Raw genomic sequence first — 18,382 nt, forward strand, 5'->3', positions numbered from 1 at the left:
GCAAACGCCGGCACCGGCTCAATCACTGCCGTAGGCCATCGTCGAGAGCAGTGCCAGCTCCGCCTGTCGGGAGTCGAGTCGGGTGTGTTGAACGACGATGGGTACATCCGATTCGATCACACTGGCATAGTCGGTGTCGGTGGGAATCGGCTCCGGGTCGTCGAGATTGTTGAAACGAATATGCCGGGTACACCGGGGCGGCACGACAAACCGATAGGGACCGGCGGGTGCTCGGTCGCTGAAGAAGATGGTTATCACGATATTCGCCTCATCGTCGCCTGCGTTGAGGATGCATGCGGTTTCGTGCGAAGTCATGGCCGGTGCCGGACCGGTGCTGCTACCGGGTATATAACCCTCGGCGATTGCCCAGCGCCGTTTTCCGATCGGTTTCATTACGGATCCTCCTGGTTTACTCGAACGGTTCCGGGGACTTGCTCGAAGCCGTTCCGGAAATACCTTTTTGCAACGCCATCTGCGCCACCTCGGCGATATGCAGGGCGCGGCGTCCGGTGGCCTGGCGGATCTGCTCCCGGCAGGAATAGCCGTCGGTGATGACCAGGCGGTCGCGGGAGTTTCTCACTTCGGGCAGCAGCACCCTTTCCCCACAAGCGACGGACAGATCGTATTTATCCCTTTCAAAACCGAACGAGCCCGCCATTCCACAGCACCCGGTGGTTGGCATCGATGCGCGGATCCCCATGGCTTTCAGCAACGCCACGTCTGGCTCCGTCGACTGGAGGGCTTTATGGTTGCAGTGCAGGTGCAGCAGCGCTTCGCTATCCAGTGACGGCAGCTCAAAGCGTTCGGAATTTTCCTGCACGAAGGCGGCGAAGGAATAGGTTTGCCTGGCCAGACGCTGGGCCTGCGGCTCGTCGGGAAACAGATTCACGAGCTCGTCGATGAAGGTGGCACCGCAAGCCGGTTCCAGGGCGATAAAGGGAACACCGTCCGTGATCTCGTTGTGAAGCAGGCGAAGGTTGCGCTTCAGCAGCCGCTTGGCCCGGGGCAGCATCCCGATGTCATACAGGGGCCGACCGCAGCAGACCTTCTTCTCCGGTACCATGACCCGATAGCCGCCCGCCTCCAGGACCTGGACCGCCGACTTCAGGATCTCGGGAAACCAGTAGTTGTTGAAAGTATCGGGCCAGAGCAGAACCGGAAGGCCGATCGGGTTCGGCGTTTCATGTTTTGCAAACCAGGCCTGAAAGGTCTGGTGCGCAAAACGGGGGAGTTGGCGTTGTGGTGCAATCCCGATCATCCATTTCGCCAATCCACTCAACGGGGCTGAATGCATCAGGACATTGACGATTGCGGGGGATTTGGAGGCCCAGTGCGACCAGATGTCCAGGTGACCGAAGGCATAATGCTTCAGCGGCCTCGGACGAAGCTTGTAGTAGTGGTAATTGAATTCACCTTTATAGGTGGCCATATCCACATTGACAGGGCACTCCCCCTTGCAGCCTTTGCAGGCGAGACAGAGTTCAAGCGCATCTTTTACCGTCTCTTCACGCCAGCCATTGGTGATCACATCGCCTCTCACCATCTCGAACAGCAGCCGGGCGCGACCACGGGTCGAGTGTTTCTCTTCACGGGTGACCATGAAACTCGGACACATGGTACCGCCCTTCTCCCGCCGGCATTTTCCGACCCCCACACAGCGCAGTGCAAAGTTGGCGAAATCGCCTCTGTCCTCCGGTAGTTGAAACTCGGTTTTCAGGTGGGGCGGGTTGTAGTCGGTGCCAAGACGCAGGTTTTCATCCATCCGATAGGGATCGATCACCTTACCGGGATTCATCTTCCAGGTGGGGTCCCAGATACGTTTGAAACGGCGCATCGCCTCAACCAACTCCTCACCGAACATACGGGGCAAAAGCTCTCCCCTGGCCTGACCATCGCCATGTTCACCGGAGAATGAACCGCCCATGCTGACCACCAGGTCGGCGGCCTCCTCGGCAAACTTGCGATACTGTTCGATGCCTTGGCGGGAACGCAGGTCGAAGTCGATGCGGGTGTGGATACAGCCCTGACCGAAGTGACCGTACAGGTCACATTCGTACCCATACTTGTCGAACAAATAACGCAGCGCTCGCAAATAGTCCCCAACGTGCTCGGGCGGTACCGCGGAGTCCTCCCAGCCGGGCCAGGTGTCTTTTTTTCCCGGCACATGTGCGGTGGCTCCCAGTCCCGATTCGCGGATTTCCCACACCCGGTTCTGCTCTTCACGATCGGTGTAGAGATACATTTCCGGGGAATGGCTGGAGCTTTCCAGCGTCTTTTTGGCCCGCTCGGCCGTGCCTATCGCCTCCTCTTTTGTCCAGCCGCCAAACTCGCACAGGAGCCAGCCACGCCCTTGAGGCAGATAGGGAATGGACCCCAAATGCAGATTGGAGCGCCACATATCCCGGATCAGCCCAGCGTCCAGACCCTCGATACCCAGCGGTCCAAATTGACGAATTTCAGGGACATGGTCACCGGCGGCGTAGACATCGGGATAACCGAGCACCAGCAGTGTCCGGTACGGCGGGCTGTCTACCAGCCGGACCTTGGCCTCCAGAACGGTGACACAGGTGGACTCCGTACCCACCAGGGCGCGGGCGATATTGAATCCCTTTTCGGGGAGTAATTCGTCAAGGCTGTGTCCCGATACACGTCGGGGAATATCGGGATAGCGCCTGCGGATCTCCTCCGCATGCTGATCCACCAGCTGCTTGAGTTCCTGATAGATCCTGCCGCGCCTTTTTCCCTCCGCGATAATGGCTTCCAACTCTTCGTCCGAAGTAGCACCGACCGTCATGCGCAGACCATCGTAGGTAACGATATCCAGTTCGATAACGTTGTCGGCCGTTCGCCCCCCCATCATCGAATGCACGCCGCAGGAGTTGTCACCGATCATTCCACCGAGGGTGTTGTGCGTATGAGTGGCAGGGTCCGGTGCAAAGGTGAGCTGGTATTCTTCGGCGGCTTCGCGCAGGTTGTCGAGAATGACGCCGGGCTCTACCCGCGCCCACTTTTCCTCGGGATTGATCTCCAGTATGTGGTTCAGATGGATCGAAAGGTCCATCACCACCGCAGCATTACAGCACTGTCCGGCCAAAGAGGTACCGCAGCCGCGGTTCAACAGAGGTACTCGGTAGCGGCGGCAGGCGGCAATCGTTGCAACCACATCGTCCGCGCTTTTCGGGATCACCAATCCGATAGGTGGTTGTCGGTAATTGGAGCCATCGGTGGCATAGAGGGCGCGGCTCCCTGCATCGAACTTGACATCGCCGGAAACCGTGCTGCGAAGTGCAGTGATTAGCCCTTCGACGTTGAGGTCATCAATGACGGTCCGATGTTGAGCTTCCATCTCTTCTCCTAATCAGACCGCGAAACGTTCCGCATCCCTGTGACGAAACGTCAATCCCAAGCCGGGCCGTGACCGATCGGGCCGCAGCCTTCCCCTCGCGGGCTCCACAAAACCGTCGAACAGCATGCGCTCGATTCGCACATGGTCGTGAAACCATTCCATGTGTCGGACGCCGCGGGTGGCGCAGGCCGGATGCAAATGCAGGGCTGGTGCGGTGTGGGTTGAGAGGGGAATATGAAAGGCATCGCTGAGCGCTGTCACCCGAAGGAACCCGCTAATGCCCATGCAGCGCGTGGCATCTACCTGAAGCACATCCACCGACCCGGACTCCAGCATACGACGGAAATCGACCGGGACGTAGCCGTATTCACCGGCACTGACTTCCAGTCCCGACGGCGCGCGATCGCGAACCATCCGCAGTCCTTCAAGGTCATCCGACGAGACCGGCTCTTCAAACCAATTGACGCCGTGAGCGGAAAAGACCTCGGCTTTTTCCAGCGCCTGTTTACGGGCATAGGCTCCATTGGCATCGACGAAGAGCTGGACGCCGGACCCAATCGCATCGCGAGCGCAACCTACCCTTTCAGCATCCCGGTGCGGCTCCCTTCCCACCTTCATCTTGACTGCGAGCAACCCCTGTTCTGCCCATCCGCCCAATTGACTGGACAGTTCTCGGTGGGTGTAGGCTGTGAACCCGCCGCTGCCGTAGATCATCATGTCCGCGTGATACTGGCCGAGCAGTGTCACCAGTGGGAGCTCAAGCAGTTTCCCCTTAAGGTCCCAGAGTGCGGTATCCACAGCGCTGATCGCTGCTGCCGCCAGGCCGAACCTGCCGAGATTGCGAACCACCACCTGCATCTCCCACCATCGTGCCGCAATGGCCAGGGCATCGACCCCTTCCAGTAATGGGATCAGCTTGTCCTGCAGCAATCGCGCGGTAGCGACTCCGCTATAGGTGTAACCGATGCCGACCCGGCCGCCAGCCTCCAACTCCACCAGAACCAGTGTGGTCTTGTCCCAGGCCAGCGTGCCATCGGATTCGGGCGAGTCGGTGGGCACCGTATAAGCCGAAACCGTCACGCTTCGAATGGCCGTATCCTTCACCGCCTTCACTTGCGCGGGAATACATCATCCATGAAGTCCCTGGCGGACTTCCTGATGATCCCGGCCGTTTCAGGATCACCATGCAAAATAGCGGTCATGTATTTCTTCGCCTGATCGAAGCGAATGTGAGGAGGAAGAGGCGGGACCTGCGGATCACATCGCACATCGACCAGTGCCGGCCGGTCGGCCGCCAGTGCCTCATCGAATGCGGCTGCAAGCTCCTCGGGTTTCTCGACCCGAATCCCCTTGAACCCGATCAGCTCAGCGTAAGCCGCATAGGCGAACTCGGGGATATCTTGGGTCGCCGGGTTTTTGGGATCGCCGGCCAGTACCCGCTGCTCCCAGGTCACCTGGTTTAGGTCATGATTATTGAGCACGACGATGACCAGCGTCGGGCTCGACCAGCGCTTGTAATACTTGGCTGCGGTAATCAGCTCGCTATTGCCGTTCATTTGCATCGCACCATCGCCCACGGCGGCGATGACCGCCCTGTCCGGGTGAGCAAATTTGGCCGCAATCGCATAGGGAACGCCCGGACCCATAGTGGCCAAGCCTCCCGATAGAGACGCCATCATGCCATCACGAATCTTGAGGTCCCGGGCATACCAATTGGCGGCGGAACCGGAATCGGCGGTGATGATGCAGTTGTCCGGCAACTTGGCCGAGAGTTCCCAGAACACCCGTTGCGGATTGATCGGATCGGCGCTTTCCATGGCACGCGCCTCGAGGGTCTTCCACCAGTCCGCCACCTCCTTTTCGATATTTTCACGCCAGGAGCGATCACTCTTTTTCTCCAGAAACGGAATGAGTGCCCGCAGGGTGTCGGCGGTATCGCCCGTCAGCGGCACCTCCATCGGGTAGCGCATGGAGAGCTTGCGTGGGTCGATGTCGATTTGGACTCCGCGCGCATCGCCTTCCTTGGGGAGCCATTCCGAATAGGGAAAACTCGAACCGATCATGAACAGCGTGTCGCAATCGCTCATCATTTTCCAACTCGGCTTGCTGCCCAGGAGTCCGATCGGGCCCGTCACAAAAGGCAAGTCGTCCGCTAACACAGCCTTGCCCAGCAAAGCCTTGGCGATACCGGCACCCAGCAGGTCTGCCACCTGTAACACTTCGTCCCTGGCACCCTGAGCACCGGCACCGATCAGCACGGCAACCTTCTTGCCCGCATTGAGCACCGCCGCTGCCCGTTCAAGGTCCTCGGTTCTGGGTACCACGCGTGGAGCGGTGTAACCCATACCGGAATGGACACTTCCATGCATTCGGGGCGGTTTTTTAACCGCCGACTGCTCCTGGATATCGGCAGGGATGATAATGGCAGTCACCTGGCGCTCGGCCATGGCAATCCGCATTGCACGGTCCACGACATGCCGCAGCTGGGCGGGGTGCATGATGGTATGAATGTACTCGTGGGCTACATCTTTGAACAGAACCTGCAGATCGACTTCCTGCTGATAGTCCCCGCCGAGAGCCATGGTTTTCTGTTGGCCGACAATCGCCAATACCGGTTGGTGGTCAAGCTTGGCATCATAAAGGCCGTTGAGAAGATGGATTGCGCCGGGCCCGGAAGTGGCAAGGCACACCCCGACCTCACCGGTGAATTTGGCGTGGGCACTCGCCATGAACGCCGCCATCTCTTCATGGCGCACCTGGATGAACTCCAGCTTCTCCTTTGCCCGTTCCAGCGCACCAACGATTCCATTAATGCCATCGCCTGGATAGCCGAAGATACGGCGAACACCCCAACCATGCAGCCGTTCGAGCAGAAAATCACTGACCTGATCTGCCATGAAACCCCCTTCCTTGGGAATCCGTGAATGCTCCTTGTTGCGTTAAAAACTAGCGGTTACCCAGGCATTTTCCAGGGACGATGGCGGCGGGAAAATCGATAGCTATGACGAAGAGAAAGCTGCAGGCGAAGTGCTCGATCCAACCGAGACGACGGGGGAGCGTAGCGGCTGCGGCACCGAGCGGGGTGCAACTCGTTGATATTGGGGCGTCGGCCGCACGGACGCGGCCGTCGAGCCTACAGGAACGTATTCATGGCATCCCCAATATCAATGAGTTGCACCCCGCCCCACCGTTAGCTGATCGGTTTCGAGGCCCGGTGCCCGAACAGAGCTATTCCACCTTGATGGAATGCCGCTTGGCACGCTCGACCTTCGGCATGGTCAGCTCCAGCACCCCTTCCTTGAAAGTGGCCTTGGTCTTGTCGCCATCCACATCAGCCGGCAGCGTGACCGTACGTGAAAAGGCACCACGGCTGATCTCGCTACGGTAGTAGTTTTCCTCCGATTCCTTTTCCTCGTGATGACTGGAGCCGCGAATGGTGACACTGTTGTCGCTCATGGAAACATCGATGGAGTCCTTGTCGATTCCCGGCATCTCCGCTCGCAGCACAATTTCTGCCTCCCGATCGATGATGTCGACCGGTGGTATCTTGACGCCCGGTGCAATTTCTCCCAAAAGCGGTGCCATTCGCATCGGACGTGGCCAACCCGAGGGGAAGAAACTCTCGAACATCCGCTCCATCTCGTCGAAGGGGGTCGGCATTCGCTGACCCATCGGGCTTTCCCGCCGAGTGGTGATTTCCTGTTTGTTTTCCTTAGCCATGTTTACTTCCTCCTTTTCCAGTTTGGTATACTGCACCGGTACTCCGGCAAGTGCTTGCTACTTGCTGGACGGCAAGTCCAGGGCCACGAAGAGCGGCTGTTCACCGCGCCGAATCAAGACTGCTACCGTTCTTCCACCGGGAAGCTCTTCCAGCAATTGCTGAAACTGTAGGGGATTGCGAACCTCCTCTCCGGCAAATCGCTGAATAATATCCCCAGGTTGAATGCCGGCACTGGCGGCCGGTCCCGGAGAGACATTCTCGACCAGTACACCCGGCTCCCCCCCCTCCGGAGGCAATTCACTCACAGAGATGCCGAGGCGCCCCTCCTCGGGGCTTTGGCGCTCCTGGCGTTCCCTGGTGGCGCCACCGGCCACTTCCTCTGGCAGTTCACCGACTTCGAGCCGTATCTCTTGCTCACGGCCATCACGAACAAGGTTAATCGACACGGTTTTCCCGACTTCGGTCCCCGCCACGACTGTCGGCAATTCATCGGCGTTCGATATGGGCTGCCCGTCAAAAGAGAGAATGACGTCTCCCGATTGGAGACCGGCGGCCGCGGCAGGGCTATCATCCATGACGGCACTCACCAGGGCACCGCGTCGTTCATCCAGGCCGAACGATTCAGCCAATTCGGGGCTCACCTCCTGGATCATCACACCGAGCCAGCCGCGACTCACCCTCCCCTCGGTGCGTAACTGCTCCGCCACATCCATGGCCACATTGATTGGAATAGCGAACGAGACACCCATATAACCACCGGTACCACTGTAGATCATGGAGTTAACCCCAATCACCCGGCCATCCAGACTAAACAGCGGGCCTCCGGAATTGCCCGGATTAACCGCCGCATCCGTTTGAATGAACGGGATGTAGGAGTCGCCGGGAAGGCTGCGTCCCAGCCCTGAAATGATGCCTTGCGTGGCCGTATGCTGGAGTCCGAAAGGTGCGCCGATGGCCATTACCCACTGGCCCACCTTGAGCTGGTCCGAATCACCGATGGGAGCCACGGAAAGATCGGTGGCATCGATTTTCAAAAGCGCGAGGTCACTGGGCAGATCCTCGCCAACGACCTCGGCCGTTAACTGACGCCGGTCCGAGAGTGTTACCCGGATTTTCTCTCCCTGAACCACATGAGCGTTGGTAAGCACATAACCATCGTCGGAAATAATGAAACCCGAGCCCATGGACTGCAGCAGCTGCGCCGGTGGACCCTGACCATCATGAGGCGACTCGAAGAACTTTTGGAAGTAGTCGTACAGTGGGCTGTCCTCGGGAATCGGCAACTGCTCCAGTATTCCGCCCTCCCCTCCGGTAACTTCCTCGGAGGTGATGCTGACCACTGAACTCCTGTGCTTCTCCACCAAAGGTACAAAGTCAGGCTGCGCCTGCGCCAGCTGAATGCCCAAAACAAGTATCGCCGCTGTCAAAAGCGAGCGGGCGTGACGAACCGGAAATATCGCACTAGCCATGTAGATCACCAAGTCCAACCCCGTTTCGATAAGCCTATACACGGCCATCCTCTCCCGCCACCAGGAATCGCCCCACAGAGACAAGGCATTGGCTCGAAAAGTTGGGCTACCTTTTGGAAAGGTTTATGAAAAAAAACCGGGGAGTTGCCATGTCCATCCAGAATGAACGCAGCGTGCTGCTGGTCGTCGATGTACAACCTGACTTTCTTCCCGGAGGCGCCCTCGGGGTTCGGGGCGCCGACCAAATCATCGCGCCTCTGGCCGATGTGATGCGTTCGGAACTATTTGCACACCGGGTGGCGACCCAGGACTGGCACCCGCCCGACCACATCTCCTTTGCCAGTCATCATGGCAAGGAGCCGATGAGCCGAATCGAGCTCTACGGCCATGTTCAGGAGCTTTGGCCCGATCACTGCGTACAAAACAGTCCCGGCGCAGAACTCGCCAAAGGCCTGCCCTGGGAGCGGGTCAGTGCAATCGTCCGCAAAGGCGAAGATCCGCTGGTGGACTCCTACAGTGCGTTTCGCAATAACTGGGATTCGCAGGGTCAGAGACCAGCAACGGGGCTCGCCGGCTATTTACGTGACCGTGGCATCGGGGACGTCTATATAGCCGGACTGACGCGGGACTTTTGTGCCCGCTGGAGCGCCCGGGATGCGGTAGCCGCGGGCTTCAATACGTATGTGATTTGGGATCTTACGCGTCCCGTGGATCCGTGTGACGATACGGCTGTGCAGCAGGAATTGGAAAACTGCGGAGTCAGGATTATCGGGCAGGCGGATCTGACGGCCTGAAAGGGAGGCGAAAATGCCAAATGCGCTCATTACAGGAAGTAACCGTGGATTGGGCCTGGCCTGGGTCCGTCACTTGACGAGTGAAAACTGGCGGGTCTTTGCCAGCTGTCGGCACCCGGGCGATGCGACCGAGTTAAACGCGTTTGCCGAACATAAAGACAGCATCAGCGTGCACCGCTGCGATGTTACCGTAGCGGACGATATTCGCGGCCTGTACTGGGAGCTGGAAGAGCAACCCATAGACCTCCTTATCACCAATGCCGGTGTCTACCTGGAAAAGGGTGCGACGACACTGGGAAGTCTGCGCTTTGATGACTGGATGCGTACACTCGAGGTCAATGTCTTCGGTCAGGTCCGCATAATCGAGGCCTTTCACGACAACCTCGAACGGGCCCGAAATCCATTGGTGGTACCCATCAGCAGCCATATGGGAAGTATCGCAGATATCACTGTTCCGGGAAGTTACTACTACCGCTCCAGCAAGGCGGCGCTGAATGCCGCAATGCGGGGACTTGCGGCCGAACTCATGGAACACGGAATCGGACTGATGCTTCTCCATCCGGGCGGTGTGATGACCCGCATGGGGCCTGCCCATGGTCTTTCACCCGAAGAGAGCGTTGCGGGCATGTATCGGCTGGTGGAAAAGTTCGACCACAAGATGCACGGTCGTTTTTACCGCTATGACGGCAGCGAGCTGCCCTGGTAAAAAAACGGGGCCCGAAGGCCCCGTTCCTGGGTCACCCTGCAACGCAGATCAACCAAACACGTCTTTAGTGATGTTATTGAACCAGGAGTGGGCAAAGCCCACCTCCCGCTTGCGCATCTCCATCGTTGTGTCGTCGTAACCAGGAGTCAGACCCCCCGATCCCGCGACCTTGTTGATCTTCCCGTCGGAGTAGTTGTAAACCATTGCCACGGACATGGCATCTTCCGGCATGAGGATGCTGTAACAGGTATTGACCAGTGACGGCTGCGGAGTCGAATCTCCGTTCAGCAGCGCTACCACAGCGGCGGCACATACCTTGGCCTGGGAGTTGGCCGAATATCCCGACTTCGGCATCGGACTCATGATGGCAGCGTCGCCAATGACGTGGATATTGCTGTGCTGTTTGGACTCGAAGGTTTTCATGTCCACCGGGCACCAGCCGCTATCGTTAGCCAGCCCGGCATCGAATGCGATTTTTCCCGCTTTCTGTGCCGGAATGATATTGAGAACGTCACCTTTGAAAGACTCGACGGCGGCCTGCACGGTCCTGGATTTGGCATCGACCGATTCAACCTTGCCGCCGTTGGCACCCGATACCCATTCAATCATCGAGTTATCGCTGCCGTAGCCGTAGTGTTTCTTCCAGCCGGCGGTGAACAGACCAAATTTGGAGAACTTGTCTTTCGGATCCAGAACAAGGATTTTGGATTTCGGCTTGTTGTTCTTCAGGTACCAGGCAATCTGCGAAACGCGCTCATAGGGTCCCGGCGGGCAACGGAAGGGATTGGGCGGCGGCGCGACGATAACGGTACCGCCATCTTTCATGGCTTCGATTTGCTTGCGCAGGGTCACCGTCTGGGAACCCGCCTTCCAGGCGTGGGGGATCTGCTCGGCCACGCTCTCGTCATAACCGCCGATGGTGTCCCAACGGAAGTCGACACCGGGCGAGACCACACAGCGATCGTACTGGAACGACTGCCCACCACGGGTCTTGACGACCTTTTTCTCTGCATCGATACCGGTTACGTAATCTTGTACGACATTGACACCGTGTCCCTTGAGACCGCTGTAATCGAACCGGATGCTATCGATATCCCGCTCACCGGAGAGCACCTCGTTGCTCATGAAGCAGGTGTGATAGTGCTCGTTGGGTTCAATGACCGTCACTTCGATAGAGGGATCGGCCATACGCATGTATTTGGCCGTCGTTGCGCCGCCGATGCCACCGCCGACGATCACAACCTTGCCTTTCGGTGCGGCACTCGCCCGTCCTGCCGCTAGCGTCAGGGAGCTGGCGGCGGCGGCGGTACCGGTGACCTTGATAAAATCTCTACGTGTAAAGTTTGCCATGTTTCTGTCGTCCCCCTTATTTGCCCTGGCTGGCGTAGTAGTCGACCAGCGCGTTGAAGCCTTCGTCGCCTTTGACTTTCTCGACTTCGTCCATACGGCGCTTCATCTTTTTGGGCATCTCACGTACGCCTGCCTGGAAATCGGCCATGCTCCACTGGAGGTAAAGCTTGGGCTGACCGGCGAGAATGGCACTATCCTCGGCAAATGTACCACCATCCTCGTGACACTTCTCACAAGAGCGATCGTGCAGCATCTCGCCCAAGCGTACAGCGGAAGCGTTGTACTCCTGCTCCAGCGGGACGTACTCCTGCGCAGTAAAGTAGCTCGCCATCAACTCGATCTCTTCATCGGTGTAGCCTTTGGCGATGCGATTCATAATGGTACCCGGCCGCTCATCGGCTTTGTAGTCCATCATGACATCGACGAAATACTCCGAACTGATCCCCGCAATGCCGGGCGTTGCCGGTCCCTCGGTGTTCCCGTTGGGTCCATGGCAACCGGCACAGCTATTGCCGAGCATGGAGGCACTCGGTGTCGCTGCCAATGCACTGGCACCGAAAGCGAAGCCAGTCAGTACAAGCGCACCCTGCATGACCTTTTTATATTTCATTGATCCCCCCTTCTGGGTCGACTTTTATGATTTACGCAAAATAACTTCGCGGTTCCGAATCTAATCGATGAGTAACAGCTCTTCAAGCATTCGAGACGTTTTTTTGTGATGATTGATACGTGCATAATCAAGCGCTGTTCTCCTGCCTCGACTTTTCAACTCGGGATTGGCACCATTTCTAACCAGCAGTCTAACGACCTCGTCGTTGCCCAGTGCGGCTGCTTTCATTAGCGGTGTAATCCCATTGGCATCCGCTTGGTTGGCATCGGCACCATGGTCCAGAAGATACGCAATCATATCTTCGTGCTCACCTTCGACAGCCCACAGCAGGGCGGACGCTCCGCTACCATCAATGGCATTGATGCTGTTTCCCTGTTCCAGCAGCAGTTCCAGCATATCCATCTGACCACTGCCTGCGGCTAGCATGAGAGCGCTGGCACCTTGACCATTGCGAATGTGCAACTCGGTACCGGCCTCGATCAGACGTTTTGCGGTTTCAAGGTGGCCCTTCTCGACAGCAGCCATCAGGGCCGTAGTACCGTCCTTGTCGGAGGTATTGACGTAGGCTCCGGCATCGAGCAGTTGCTCCACGATGCCGTCGTAGCCGTAGCGCGCTGCTATCATCAGGGCATCCCAGCCGATCCGGGTTTTCGGATCGGTTTTCGCCCCCTCTTCCAGGAGCAGTTGTGCCAATTCCAGATGGCCACTTTCGGAAGCAAACGTCAATGCGGTACAACCAGCATCGCTTCTGGCATTAACATCGGCGCCAGCTTCGAGTAAACGCTTGGCGACCTCGATATTTCCCTCTTCTACAGCAAACATGAGTGCCGATTTGCCGTACTCTCCCGCTGCATTGGCGTCCGCACCTTTCTTAAGTAACTCTCCGACGCTCTCGGCATCGCCGAGTATGGCGGCCTCCCTGATTTCCAGATTCATGTCCGCGGCCTGAAGCGACAGCGGTAGGGCCAGGGCCAGCACGGCGATCCAGCTTCGTCTTTGCATTGACTTCCCCCGTTGCGAATACGACCTTCACCTGGTCTTGACGCATTTCAGTTTTCCCGGTCCCAAAGCGGGAAGCAGCTCAACGATTCTGCTTCAGGACACCTCATCCTACTTTCCCGGGTACCTGTACGCTACAGTGAATTCCTGGAGTTCGTTAACGGCTAGCCCTCCTCTTCCGAAGGAACCCAATCATCCGGCGGGAAGGGCTCGAAGTGTGCGATTCCGCGGTGACATTCGATACAGGTTTTACCCTCCATCTCGGCCCGGCCATGCTTGCGACGGGCCATACGGCTTTGTGCAGACAGATCCATCTGTTCAAAATCGTGGCAACTGCGGCACTCGCGGGAGTCGGTCGCCTCCATTTTTTCCCAAACGCGCGTTGCCATGTCCCATCGATGCGCCTCGAATTTTTCCTTGGTATCCACTGTTCCGATGATTTCGTGGTAGACGTCCTTGGCAGCAATAATCTTCGCCTTGATCTTTGGTAAGAACTCCTTGGGCACATGGCAATCGGAACAGGTCGCACGCACCCCGGATGCACTCTTGTAGTGCACGGTCTCTTTGTACTCCTCGAAGTTGATCTTCATCGAATGACAGGAGGTGCAGAACTCCATCTCATTGGTAGAGGTGAAGAACGTGTTTACACCACCATAGCTGGCGAATCCCGCGACAAAAATCACCAGGCCGATAACCATCGGTTTTCGACCAAGCTTTGAGTTTTTTTTCCCGAAACCTAGCATCCTATCCTCGCTGAAACCTTAAATTAAGTGACAGAGTATCTAACCGGTTTTTTCATTTTTAGTATTTAAGTACTTTCTAAATAACCGATTTTACGAATATTGTGGGTATGGGATTTTTACATGCGCTCTGAAGGGGGTCAATTAGACCAAAGGGATAGGAATATAACAGTGTGTTCCACTTGGTTGTTTATAGTGATACACCTCCACCCTGCCACCAACGGCTGGAAGAGAACCCCCCAAGCTAATCACAGGCATACGGTTTCCCGGGTTTCGCCCCGAAAAACCGGGTGACTATACTTGCTACAGCAAGCCCGTGGATGGCAAGGAGGGACGCGATTGTCCATGCAAGCCGATGATACCTCGCCACAGGACTCACCCGGCCATTTTGCGCTCAAGGACTGCGCCTTGATCGCTATTGCCACGGGAAAACGCGCCCATTCCTTGAAGGAACTGCGTGATCACCTCGTAACCATCAATGAGGACAGTATCTACTACCATTTCTGGGGCGGTCTTATCCAGCCGCGTTTCGAAGAACGGGAATTTAACAACGATTTTGCCTCATGGGCCCGCCACGGGCTGCACGACGGTACGCTGGCGGAAAAACTGGCGGTTGTAGACCCCACCGAGTTCACCGACCCCAATACCCTGCGCAACGAGCTTGTCGAACTGGTGGAGGAGCGTCTTGAGGAACGGGAATTCCTGCGCTGGATGCCCGCGGGGCGGTCCTTTGAGTTCATCCGATCTCAAATTGTGGTCTTCGATACCCACAGCCGGGTCTCGAATCCCAGGGAACTCTGTGCACTGCTGCCCCATGTATCAAGTACCAGCATCTTCTACCATTTCATCGACGCCCGGCAGCGTTTTCCGGAAGGCGTGGACGACTTTCGGTTCTGGCTCAGCGGTTTTGGTCATGAATTCGATGACCTGGCGGTACGGCTTGCACAGGTAGACCCCTACTTCGCGCCGATGACCGAACTGCGCAGCAATCTGATCAATGTATTCCGGGAATACTTCAAGGAGAGTGCTTCATGAGCGGCATGCTAGAAGCCTACGCCGAGGTAGCCGGTGAAGAGGTCATCGATCACCTTCGCCAACTGAGCGAGCCTCTGGCCGGCATGACCATGGTGCACGTCAATTCCACCCGAGTGGGTGGTGGCGTAGCGGAGATCCTGGACAAACTGGTGCCCCTCAGCAACGAACTGGGGATCGATACGCGCTGGGAAGTGATCAACGGCAACATGGAGTTTTACCAGTGTACGAAGAGCATGCACAACGCCCTTCAGGGAAATCCCTTGCGGATACCCGATCACCTCTACCAGGCTTATGAAGAGACCAATGTCGCCAATGCAGAAAGACTGCGGGGGGTGCTGGAAGAGGCCGACGTGGTATTCATCCATGACCCCCAGCCGGCTCCCCTGCTAGGTTTATGCCCAAACCGCAAGGGCAAGTGGGTGTGGCGCTGCCACATCGATGTCAGCCATCCGGACCGGATCGTCTGGAAATACCTGCGTCAGCACCTTTCCGCCTATGATGCCAGCGTGTTTTCGCTGCCAGCGTTTGCCCAGCCGCTACCCAACCTGGAATACATCATTCCGCCCAGCATCGACCCTCTTTCGGAAAAAAATGTCGACATTGATGCGGACGAGCTTCAGGAAGTGGCTGAGCGCTTCAACCTGGATACCAGTCGACCGATAGTGGCACAGATCTCCCGCTATGACCGTTTCAAGGATCCGGTGGGAGTGATCCGTTCCTATCGGTTAGCCAAGAAGTTCATGCCGCAACTACAGTTGGTACTGGCCGGCGGCGGTGCCAGCGACGACCCGGAAGGCGAATTGGTCCTTGAAGAGGTGCACTCGGCCGCGGAGGAAGACGATGATATTCACGTCCTCCTGCTTCCCGCGGATGCCCACCGGACCATCAATGCACTGCAGCGCATCGCCGACATCGTGATACAGAAATCCATCCGGGAGGGCTTCGGTCTGACGGTGACCGAGGGCATGTGGAAGGGCAAACCGGTCATCGGCGGAGATACCGGAGGTATTCGCCTGCAAGTGGTCGATCACCACACAGGCTTTCTGGTCAATACCCCCGAAGGCGCCGCGCTGCGGATGCGCTATCTTTTCAGACAGCCTGCAAAAATGCACGAGATGAGCTCCAAGGCTCGGGAGTTTGTGCGCGACAATTTCCTGTTGACTCGTCAACTGCGGGAATACCTGACCCTGAGCGTAGGCCTGCTCCACGGCGCCGCGAATCGGATCATTATTGGTTAAATCCGTTCCTTTCCAGGTTTTTGGAAACCAACCGAAGTACCCGATAAACAGACAGCGCGAGGGGCCATCAAGCTTGGCTGGAGCTTCGGCACGCGACCGTCAAGGAGCGATATGAAAAGAAACGGACTGGCCGTTTGGCGCGGCAACCCCTATCCCCTGGGAGCGACCTGGACTGGTGAAGGTGTCAATTTCGCCCTGTTCAGCGAGCATGCCGACAAGGTACAGCTATGCCTGTTCGACCCCAAGGGAAGGCGCGAGATCCAGCGGCTAGATGTTCCCTGGCAGACGGACCAGGTGTGGCACTGCTATCTGCCCGAGGTCCGTCCGGGGCAACTCTATGGCTATCGTGTCCATGGCCCCTACGACCCGGCATCAGGGCACCGCTTCAATCCTCACAAACTGCTTATCGACCCCTATGCAAAGGACCTTGTAGGCTCATTGCGCTGGAGCGACGCCCTCTTTGGCTACCACATTGGCGATCCCGAAGCGGATCTGACCCCCGACAAACGGGACAGCTCGGCCGGTATGCTGAAGTGCCGGGTAATCGACACGGCCTTCACCTGGAGTGACGACCGCGCTCCCAACATTGCCTGGGACGACACCATCATCTATGAGCTGCACGTCAAGGGCTACACGGCCCAGCACCCGGAGATCCCCGCCCCACTCCGTGGAACCTATGCGGGACTCGCCACGGCACCGGTGACAGAGCATCTGAAACGTCTCGGTGTTACGGCGGTGGAACTCATGCCGGTGCACGCTTTCGTCGACGATCGCCATCTGGTCGAAAAACGCCTGCGGAACTACTGGGGCTACAACTCCATCGGCTTTTTTGCGCCGGACATGCGCTATTCCGCAAGTGGCCAGGTGAACGAATTCAAGACGATGGTCAAGACGTTCCATTCGGCCGGCATCGAGGTGATTCTCGATGTGGTCTACAACCACACGGCCGAGGGCAACCATCTGGGCCCTACCCTCGCCTTCCGTGGAATCGACAATGCGGCCTACTACCGTATGGTGCAGGACGATCAGCGCTATTACATGGATTACACCGGCTGCGGCAACACCCTGAACATGATGCATCCGCGCGTATTGCAGCTGATTATGGATTCGCTACGCTACTGGGTGCAGGAAATGCATGTGGACGGATTTCGTTTCGATCTCGCCTCGGCACTGGCGCGGGAGCTGCATGAAGTCAACCGCTTGGGGGCCTTCTTCGACATTATCCACCAGGACCCGACCCTCTCTCAGGTAAAGCTGATCGCCGAACCCTGGGATCTCGGCGAGGGCGGGTACCAGGTTGGAAACTTTCCCGTCGGGTGGACCGAATGGAATGGCAAATACCGCGACACCGTGCGCTCCTACTGGAAGGGGGATGGCGGCGTCATCGGTGAACTCGGCTATAGGCTCACCGGCTCTTCCGACCTGTATGAGCAGAGCGGTCGCCGCCCCTTTGCCTCAGTCAATTTCATCACCGCCCATGACGGTTTCACACTACAGGACTTGGTCAGCTACAGCCGCAAGCACAATGAGGCCAACGGCGAAAACAACGACGACGGCGAGGATCACAACCGCAGCTGGAACTGCGGCCATGAAGGACCCACTGTCAACAAGCACATCAGAGGCCTTCGCGCGCAACAGAAACGCAACTTTCTCGCCACGCTGTTTTTCTCCCAGGGGATTCCGATGCTGGTCGGCGGGGACGAAATGGGGCGAACACAATATGGCAATAACAACGCCTACTGCCAGGACAACGAGATCAGCTGGGTCAATTGGGACCTCTCTGCCGAAGATCGGGAACTGATCCGCTTCACCGAATCCATGATCCGTCTTCGAAAACACCATCCCACCTTCCACCGAAACTATTTCTTTCAGGGCCGCCGCATCAAGGGAGCGGGTGTCAAGGACATCACATGGCTGCGACCGGATGGCAGGGAAATGACAGACGAGGAGTGGCAACAGTCATTCGCTCGCTGTCTAGGAGTCTTTTTTGCCGGAGCCATCGAAGAAACCGACGCCAAGGGACAACCGGTAAAGGATGACAATATGCTGCTCCTGCTCAATGCCCATCACGAGGAGATACCTTTCAAGATCCCGCCCTTTCCGCCGAAAGCACGCTGGGGCGTTGTTGTCGACACCAGTTATGAAGAGGGTAAACGTGACGATGGACGCTATTTTTATTCGGGAGGCGAGTACCCCCTGCGAAGCCGCTCGATGGCGCTCTTGGCCCAATGGACGGGGCAGAAATGGGGAGCAGCCTAAATAGCTGTACAGAAATCGTCTCCAACACGCTCCTTTGGTGACATACCGAGTGTAGGAGCGGCGGAAGCCGCGATTCGGTGTTATCGCGACTTCCGTCGCTCCTACATGCAAGGAC

At 57.5% G+C, this 18,382-nt stretch carries 15 protein-coding genes; 5 read left to right on the top strand and 10 right to left on the bottom strand.

The features are described 5' to 3' along the window. Positions 1-18 precede the first annotated feature (18 nt). The 6 genes from BLP65_RS12165 to BLP65_RS12190 form a co-directional block, all read right to left on the bottom strand. On the bottom strand, positions 19-393 hold the full coding sequence (locus tag BLP65_RS12165) for a sensory rhodopsin transducer (RefSeq protein ID WP_092997530.1): 375 nt from the start codon (positions 391-393) through the stop codon (positions 19-21). 16 nt (positions 394-409) lie between these two features. Continuing rightward, complete coding sequence (locus tag BLP65_RS12170) at positions 410-3,346, bottom strand: FAD-binding and (Fe-S)-binding domain-containing protein (RefSeq protein ID WP_092997533.1); 2,937 nt, start codon at positions 3,344-3,346, stop codon at positions 410-412. A 12-nt stretch (positions 3,347-3,358) separates the two neighbouring features. Beyond that, positions 3,359-4,450: an enolase C-terminal domain-like protein gene (locus tag BLP65_RS12175; RefSeq protein WP_092997799.1), complete on the bottom strand. Its 1,092-nt coding sequence runs from the start codon at positions 4,448-4,450 to the stop codon at positions 3,359-3,361. A gap of 5 nt (positions 4,451-4,455) precedes the next feature. After that, the gene (locus BLP65_RS12180) at positions 4,456-6,243 is read right to left on the bottom strand and encodes a thiamine pyrophosphate-requiring protein (RefSeq protein ID WP_092997536.1); all 1,788 of its coding nucleotides are present in this window, start codon (positions 6,241-6,243) and stop codon (positions 4,456-4,458) included. Positions 6,244-6,574: 331 nt separating this feature from the next. Beyond that, the gene (locus BLP65_RS12185) at positions 6,575-7,066 is read right to left on the bottom strand and encodes an Hsp20/alpha crystallin family protein (RefSeq protein WP_245688318.1); all 492 of its coding nucleotides are present in this window, start codon (positions 7,064-7,066) and stop codon (positions 6,575-6,577) included. 57 nt (positions 7,067-7,123) lie between these two features. Then, positions 7,124-8,536, bottom strand: coding sequence for a DegQ family serine endoprotease (locus BLP65_RS12190; RefSeq protein ID WP_092997805.1), 1,413 nt, complete (start codon positions 8,534-8,536; stop codon positions 7,124-7,126). Positions 8,537-8,685: 149 nt separating this feature from the next. Between BLP65_RS12190 and BLP65_RS12195 the strand changes: the two genes are divergently transcribed. Together BLP65_RS12195 and BLP65_RS12200 are read left to right on the top strand one after the other, a co-directional pair. Next, positions 8,686-9,330, top strand: a complete 645-nt coding sequence (locus tag BLP65_RS12195; protein WP_092997808.1) for a nicotinamidase — start codon at positions 8,686-8,688, stop codon at positions 9,328-9,330. 13 nt (positions 9,331-9,343) lie between these two features. After that, positions 9,344-10,036, top strand: a complete 693-nt coding sequence (locus BLP65_RS12200) for an SDR family oxidoreductase (protein WP_092997539.1) — start codon at positions 9,344-9,346, stop codon at positions 10,034-10,036. 48 nt (positions 10,037-10,084) lie between these two features. Here the strand turns inward: BLP65_RS12200 and BLP65_RS12205 are convergent, their stop codons facing one another. From BLP65_RS12205 to BLP65_RS12220, 4 genes are all read right to left on the bottom strand, one after another. Beyond that, the gene (locus tag BLP65_RS12205) at positions 10,085-11,386 is read right to left on the bottom strand and encodes an NAD(P)/FAD-dependent oxidoreductase (RefSeq protein ID WP_092997542.1); all 1,302 of its coding nucleotides are present in this window, start codon (positions 11,384-11,386) and stop codon (positions 10,085-10,087) included. A gap of 16 nt (positions 11,387-11,402) precedes the next feature. Next, the gene (locus tag BLP65_RS12210) at positions 11,403-11,996 is read right to left on the bottom strand and encodes a c-type cytochrome (protein ID WP_092997545.1); all 594 of its coding nucleotides are present in this window, start codon (positions 11,994-11,996) and stop codon (positions 11,403-11,405) included. A gap of 60 nt (positions 11,997-12,056) precedes the next feature. Next, on the bottom strand, positions 12,057-12,998 hold the full coding sequence (locus BLP65_RS12215) for an ankyrin repeat domain-containing protein (RefSeq protein ID WP_092997548.1): 942 nt from the start codon (positions 12,996-12,998) through the stop codon (positions 12,057-12,059). A 161-nt stretch (positions 12,999-13,159) separates the two neighbouring features. Next, positions 13,160-13,693, bottom strand: coding sequence for a NapC/NirT family cytochrome c (locus BLP65_RS12220; RefSeq protein WP_175452556.1), 534 nt, complete (start codon positions 13,691-13,693; stop codon positions 13,160-13,162). A 387-nt stretch (positions 13,694-14,080) separates the two neighbouring features. Here BLP65_RS12220 and BLP65_RS12225 point away from each other — a divergent pair, with 387 nt between their 5' ends. The 3 genes from BLP65_RS12225 (at position 14,081) to glgX (ending at position 18,267) form a co-directional block, all read left to right on the top strand. Further along, a complete protein-coding gene (locus tag BLP65_RS12225) occupies positions 14,081-14,770 on the top strand; it encodes a DUF5752 family protein (protein WP_092997554.1) in 690 nt (229 codons plus the stop codon). Then, the gene (locus tag BLP65_RS12230; RefSeq protein WP_092997557.1) at positions 14,767-16,008 is read left to right on the top strand and encodes a glycosyltransferase; all 1,242 of its coding nucleotides are present in this window, start codon (positions 14,767-14,769) and stop codon (positions 16,006-16,008) included. Before BLP65_RS12225 ends, BLP65_RS12230 begins: the two co-directional genes overlap by 4 nt. Before the next feature lie 111 nt (positions 16,009-16,119). After that, the gene (gene glgX / locus BLP65_RS12235) at positions 16,120-18,267 is read left to right on the top strand and encodes a glycogen debranching protein GlgX (protein ID WP_092997560.1); all 2,148 of its coding nucleotides are present in this window, start codon (positions 16,120-16,122) and stop codon (positions 18,265-18,267) included. Positions 18,268-18,382 lie beyond the last annotated feature (115 nt).

This window comes from Thiohalomonas denitrificans (assembly GCF_900102855.1).
In the GTDB taxonomy this organism is placed as follows: Bacteria; Pseudomonadota; Gammaproteobacteria; order Thiohalomonadales; family Thiohalomonadaceae; genus Thiohalomonas; species Thiohalomonas denitrificans.

Excerpts from the sequence above, each read along its gene's own strand:
- BLP65_RS12185 (WP_245688318.1), bottom strand. The coding sequence starts at position 7,066 with ATGGCTAAGGAAAACAAACAGGAAATCACCACTCGGCGGGAAAGCCCG.
- BLP65_RS12195 (WP_092997808.1), top strand. The coding sequence starts at position 8,686 with ATGTCCATCCAGAATGAACGCAGCGTGCTGCTGGTCGTCGATGTACAA.
- BLP65_RS12210 (WP_092997545.1), bottom strand. The coding sequence starts at position 11,996 with ATGAAATATAAAAAGGTCATGCAGGGTGCGCTTGTACTGACTGGCTTC.
- BLP65_RS12180 (WP_092997536.1), bottom strand. The coding sequence starts at position 6,243 with ATGGCAGATCAGGTCAGTGATTTTCTGCTCGAACGGCTGCATGGTTGG.
- BLP65_RS12170 (WP_092997533.1), bottom strand. The coding sequence starts at position 3,346 with ATGGAAGCTCAACATCGGACCGTCATTGATGACCTCAACGTCGAAGGG.
- BLP65_RS12165 (WP_092997530.1), bottom strand. The coding sequence starts at position 393 with ATGAAACCGATCGGAAAACGGCGCTGGGCAATCGCCGAGGGTTATATA.
- BLP65_RS12220 (WP_175452556.1), bottom strand. The coding sequence starts at position 13,693 with ATGGTTATCGGCCTGGTGATTTTTGTCGCGGGATTCGCCAGCTATGGT.
- BLP65_RS12200 (WP_092997539.1), top strand. The coding sequence starts at position 9,344 with ATGCCAAATGCGCTCATTACAGGAAGTAACCGTGGATTGGGCCTGGCC.
- BLP65_RS12230 (WP_092997557.1), top strand. The coding sequence starts at position 14,767 with ATGAGCGGCATGCTAGAAGCCTACGCCGAGGTAGCCGGTGAAGAGGTC.
- BLP65_RS12215 (WP_092997548.1), bottom strand. The coding sequence starts at position 12,998 with ATGCAAAGACGAAGCTGGATCGCCGTGCTGGCCCTGGCCCTACCGCTG.
- glgX (WP_092997560.1), top strand. The coding sequence starts at position 16,120 with ATGAAAAGAAACGGACTGGCCGTTTGGCGCGGCAACCCCTATCCCCTG.
- BLP65_RS12205 (WP_092997542.1), bottom strand. The coding sequence starts at position 11,386 with ATGGCAAACTTTACACGTAGAGATTTTATCAAGGTCACCGGTACCGCC.
- BLP65_RS12225 (WP_092997554.1), top strand. The coding sequence starts at position 14,081 with ATGCAAGCCGATGATACCTCGCCACAGGACTCACCCGGCCATTTTGCG.
- BLP65_RS12190 (WP_092997805.1), bottom strand. The coding sequence starts at position 8,536 with ATGGCTAGTGCGATATTTCCGGTTCGTCACGCCCGCTCGCTTTTGACA.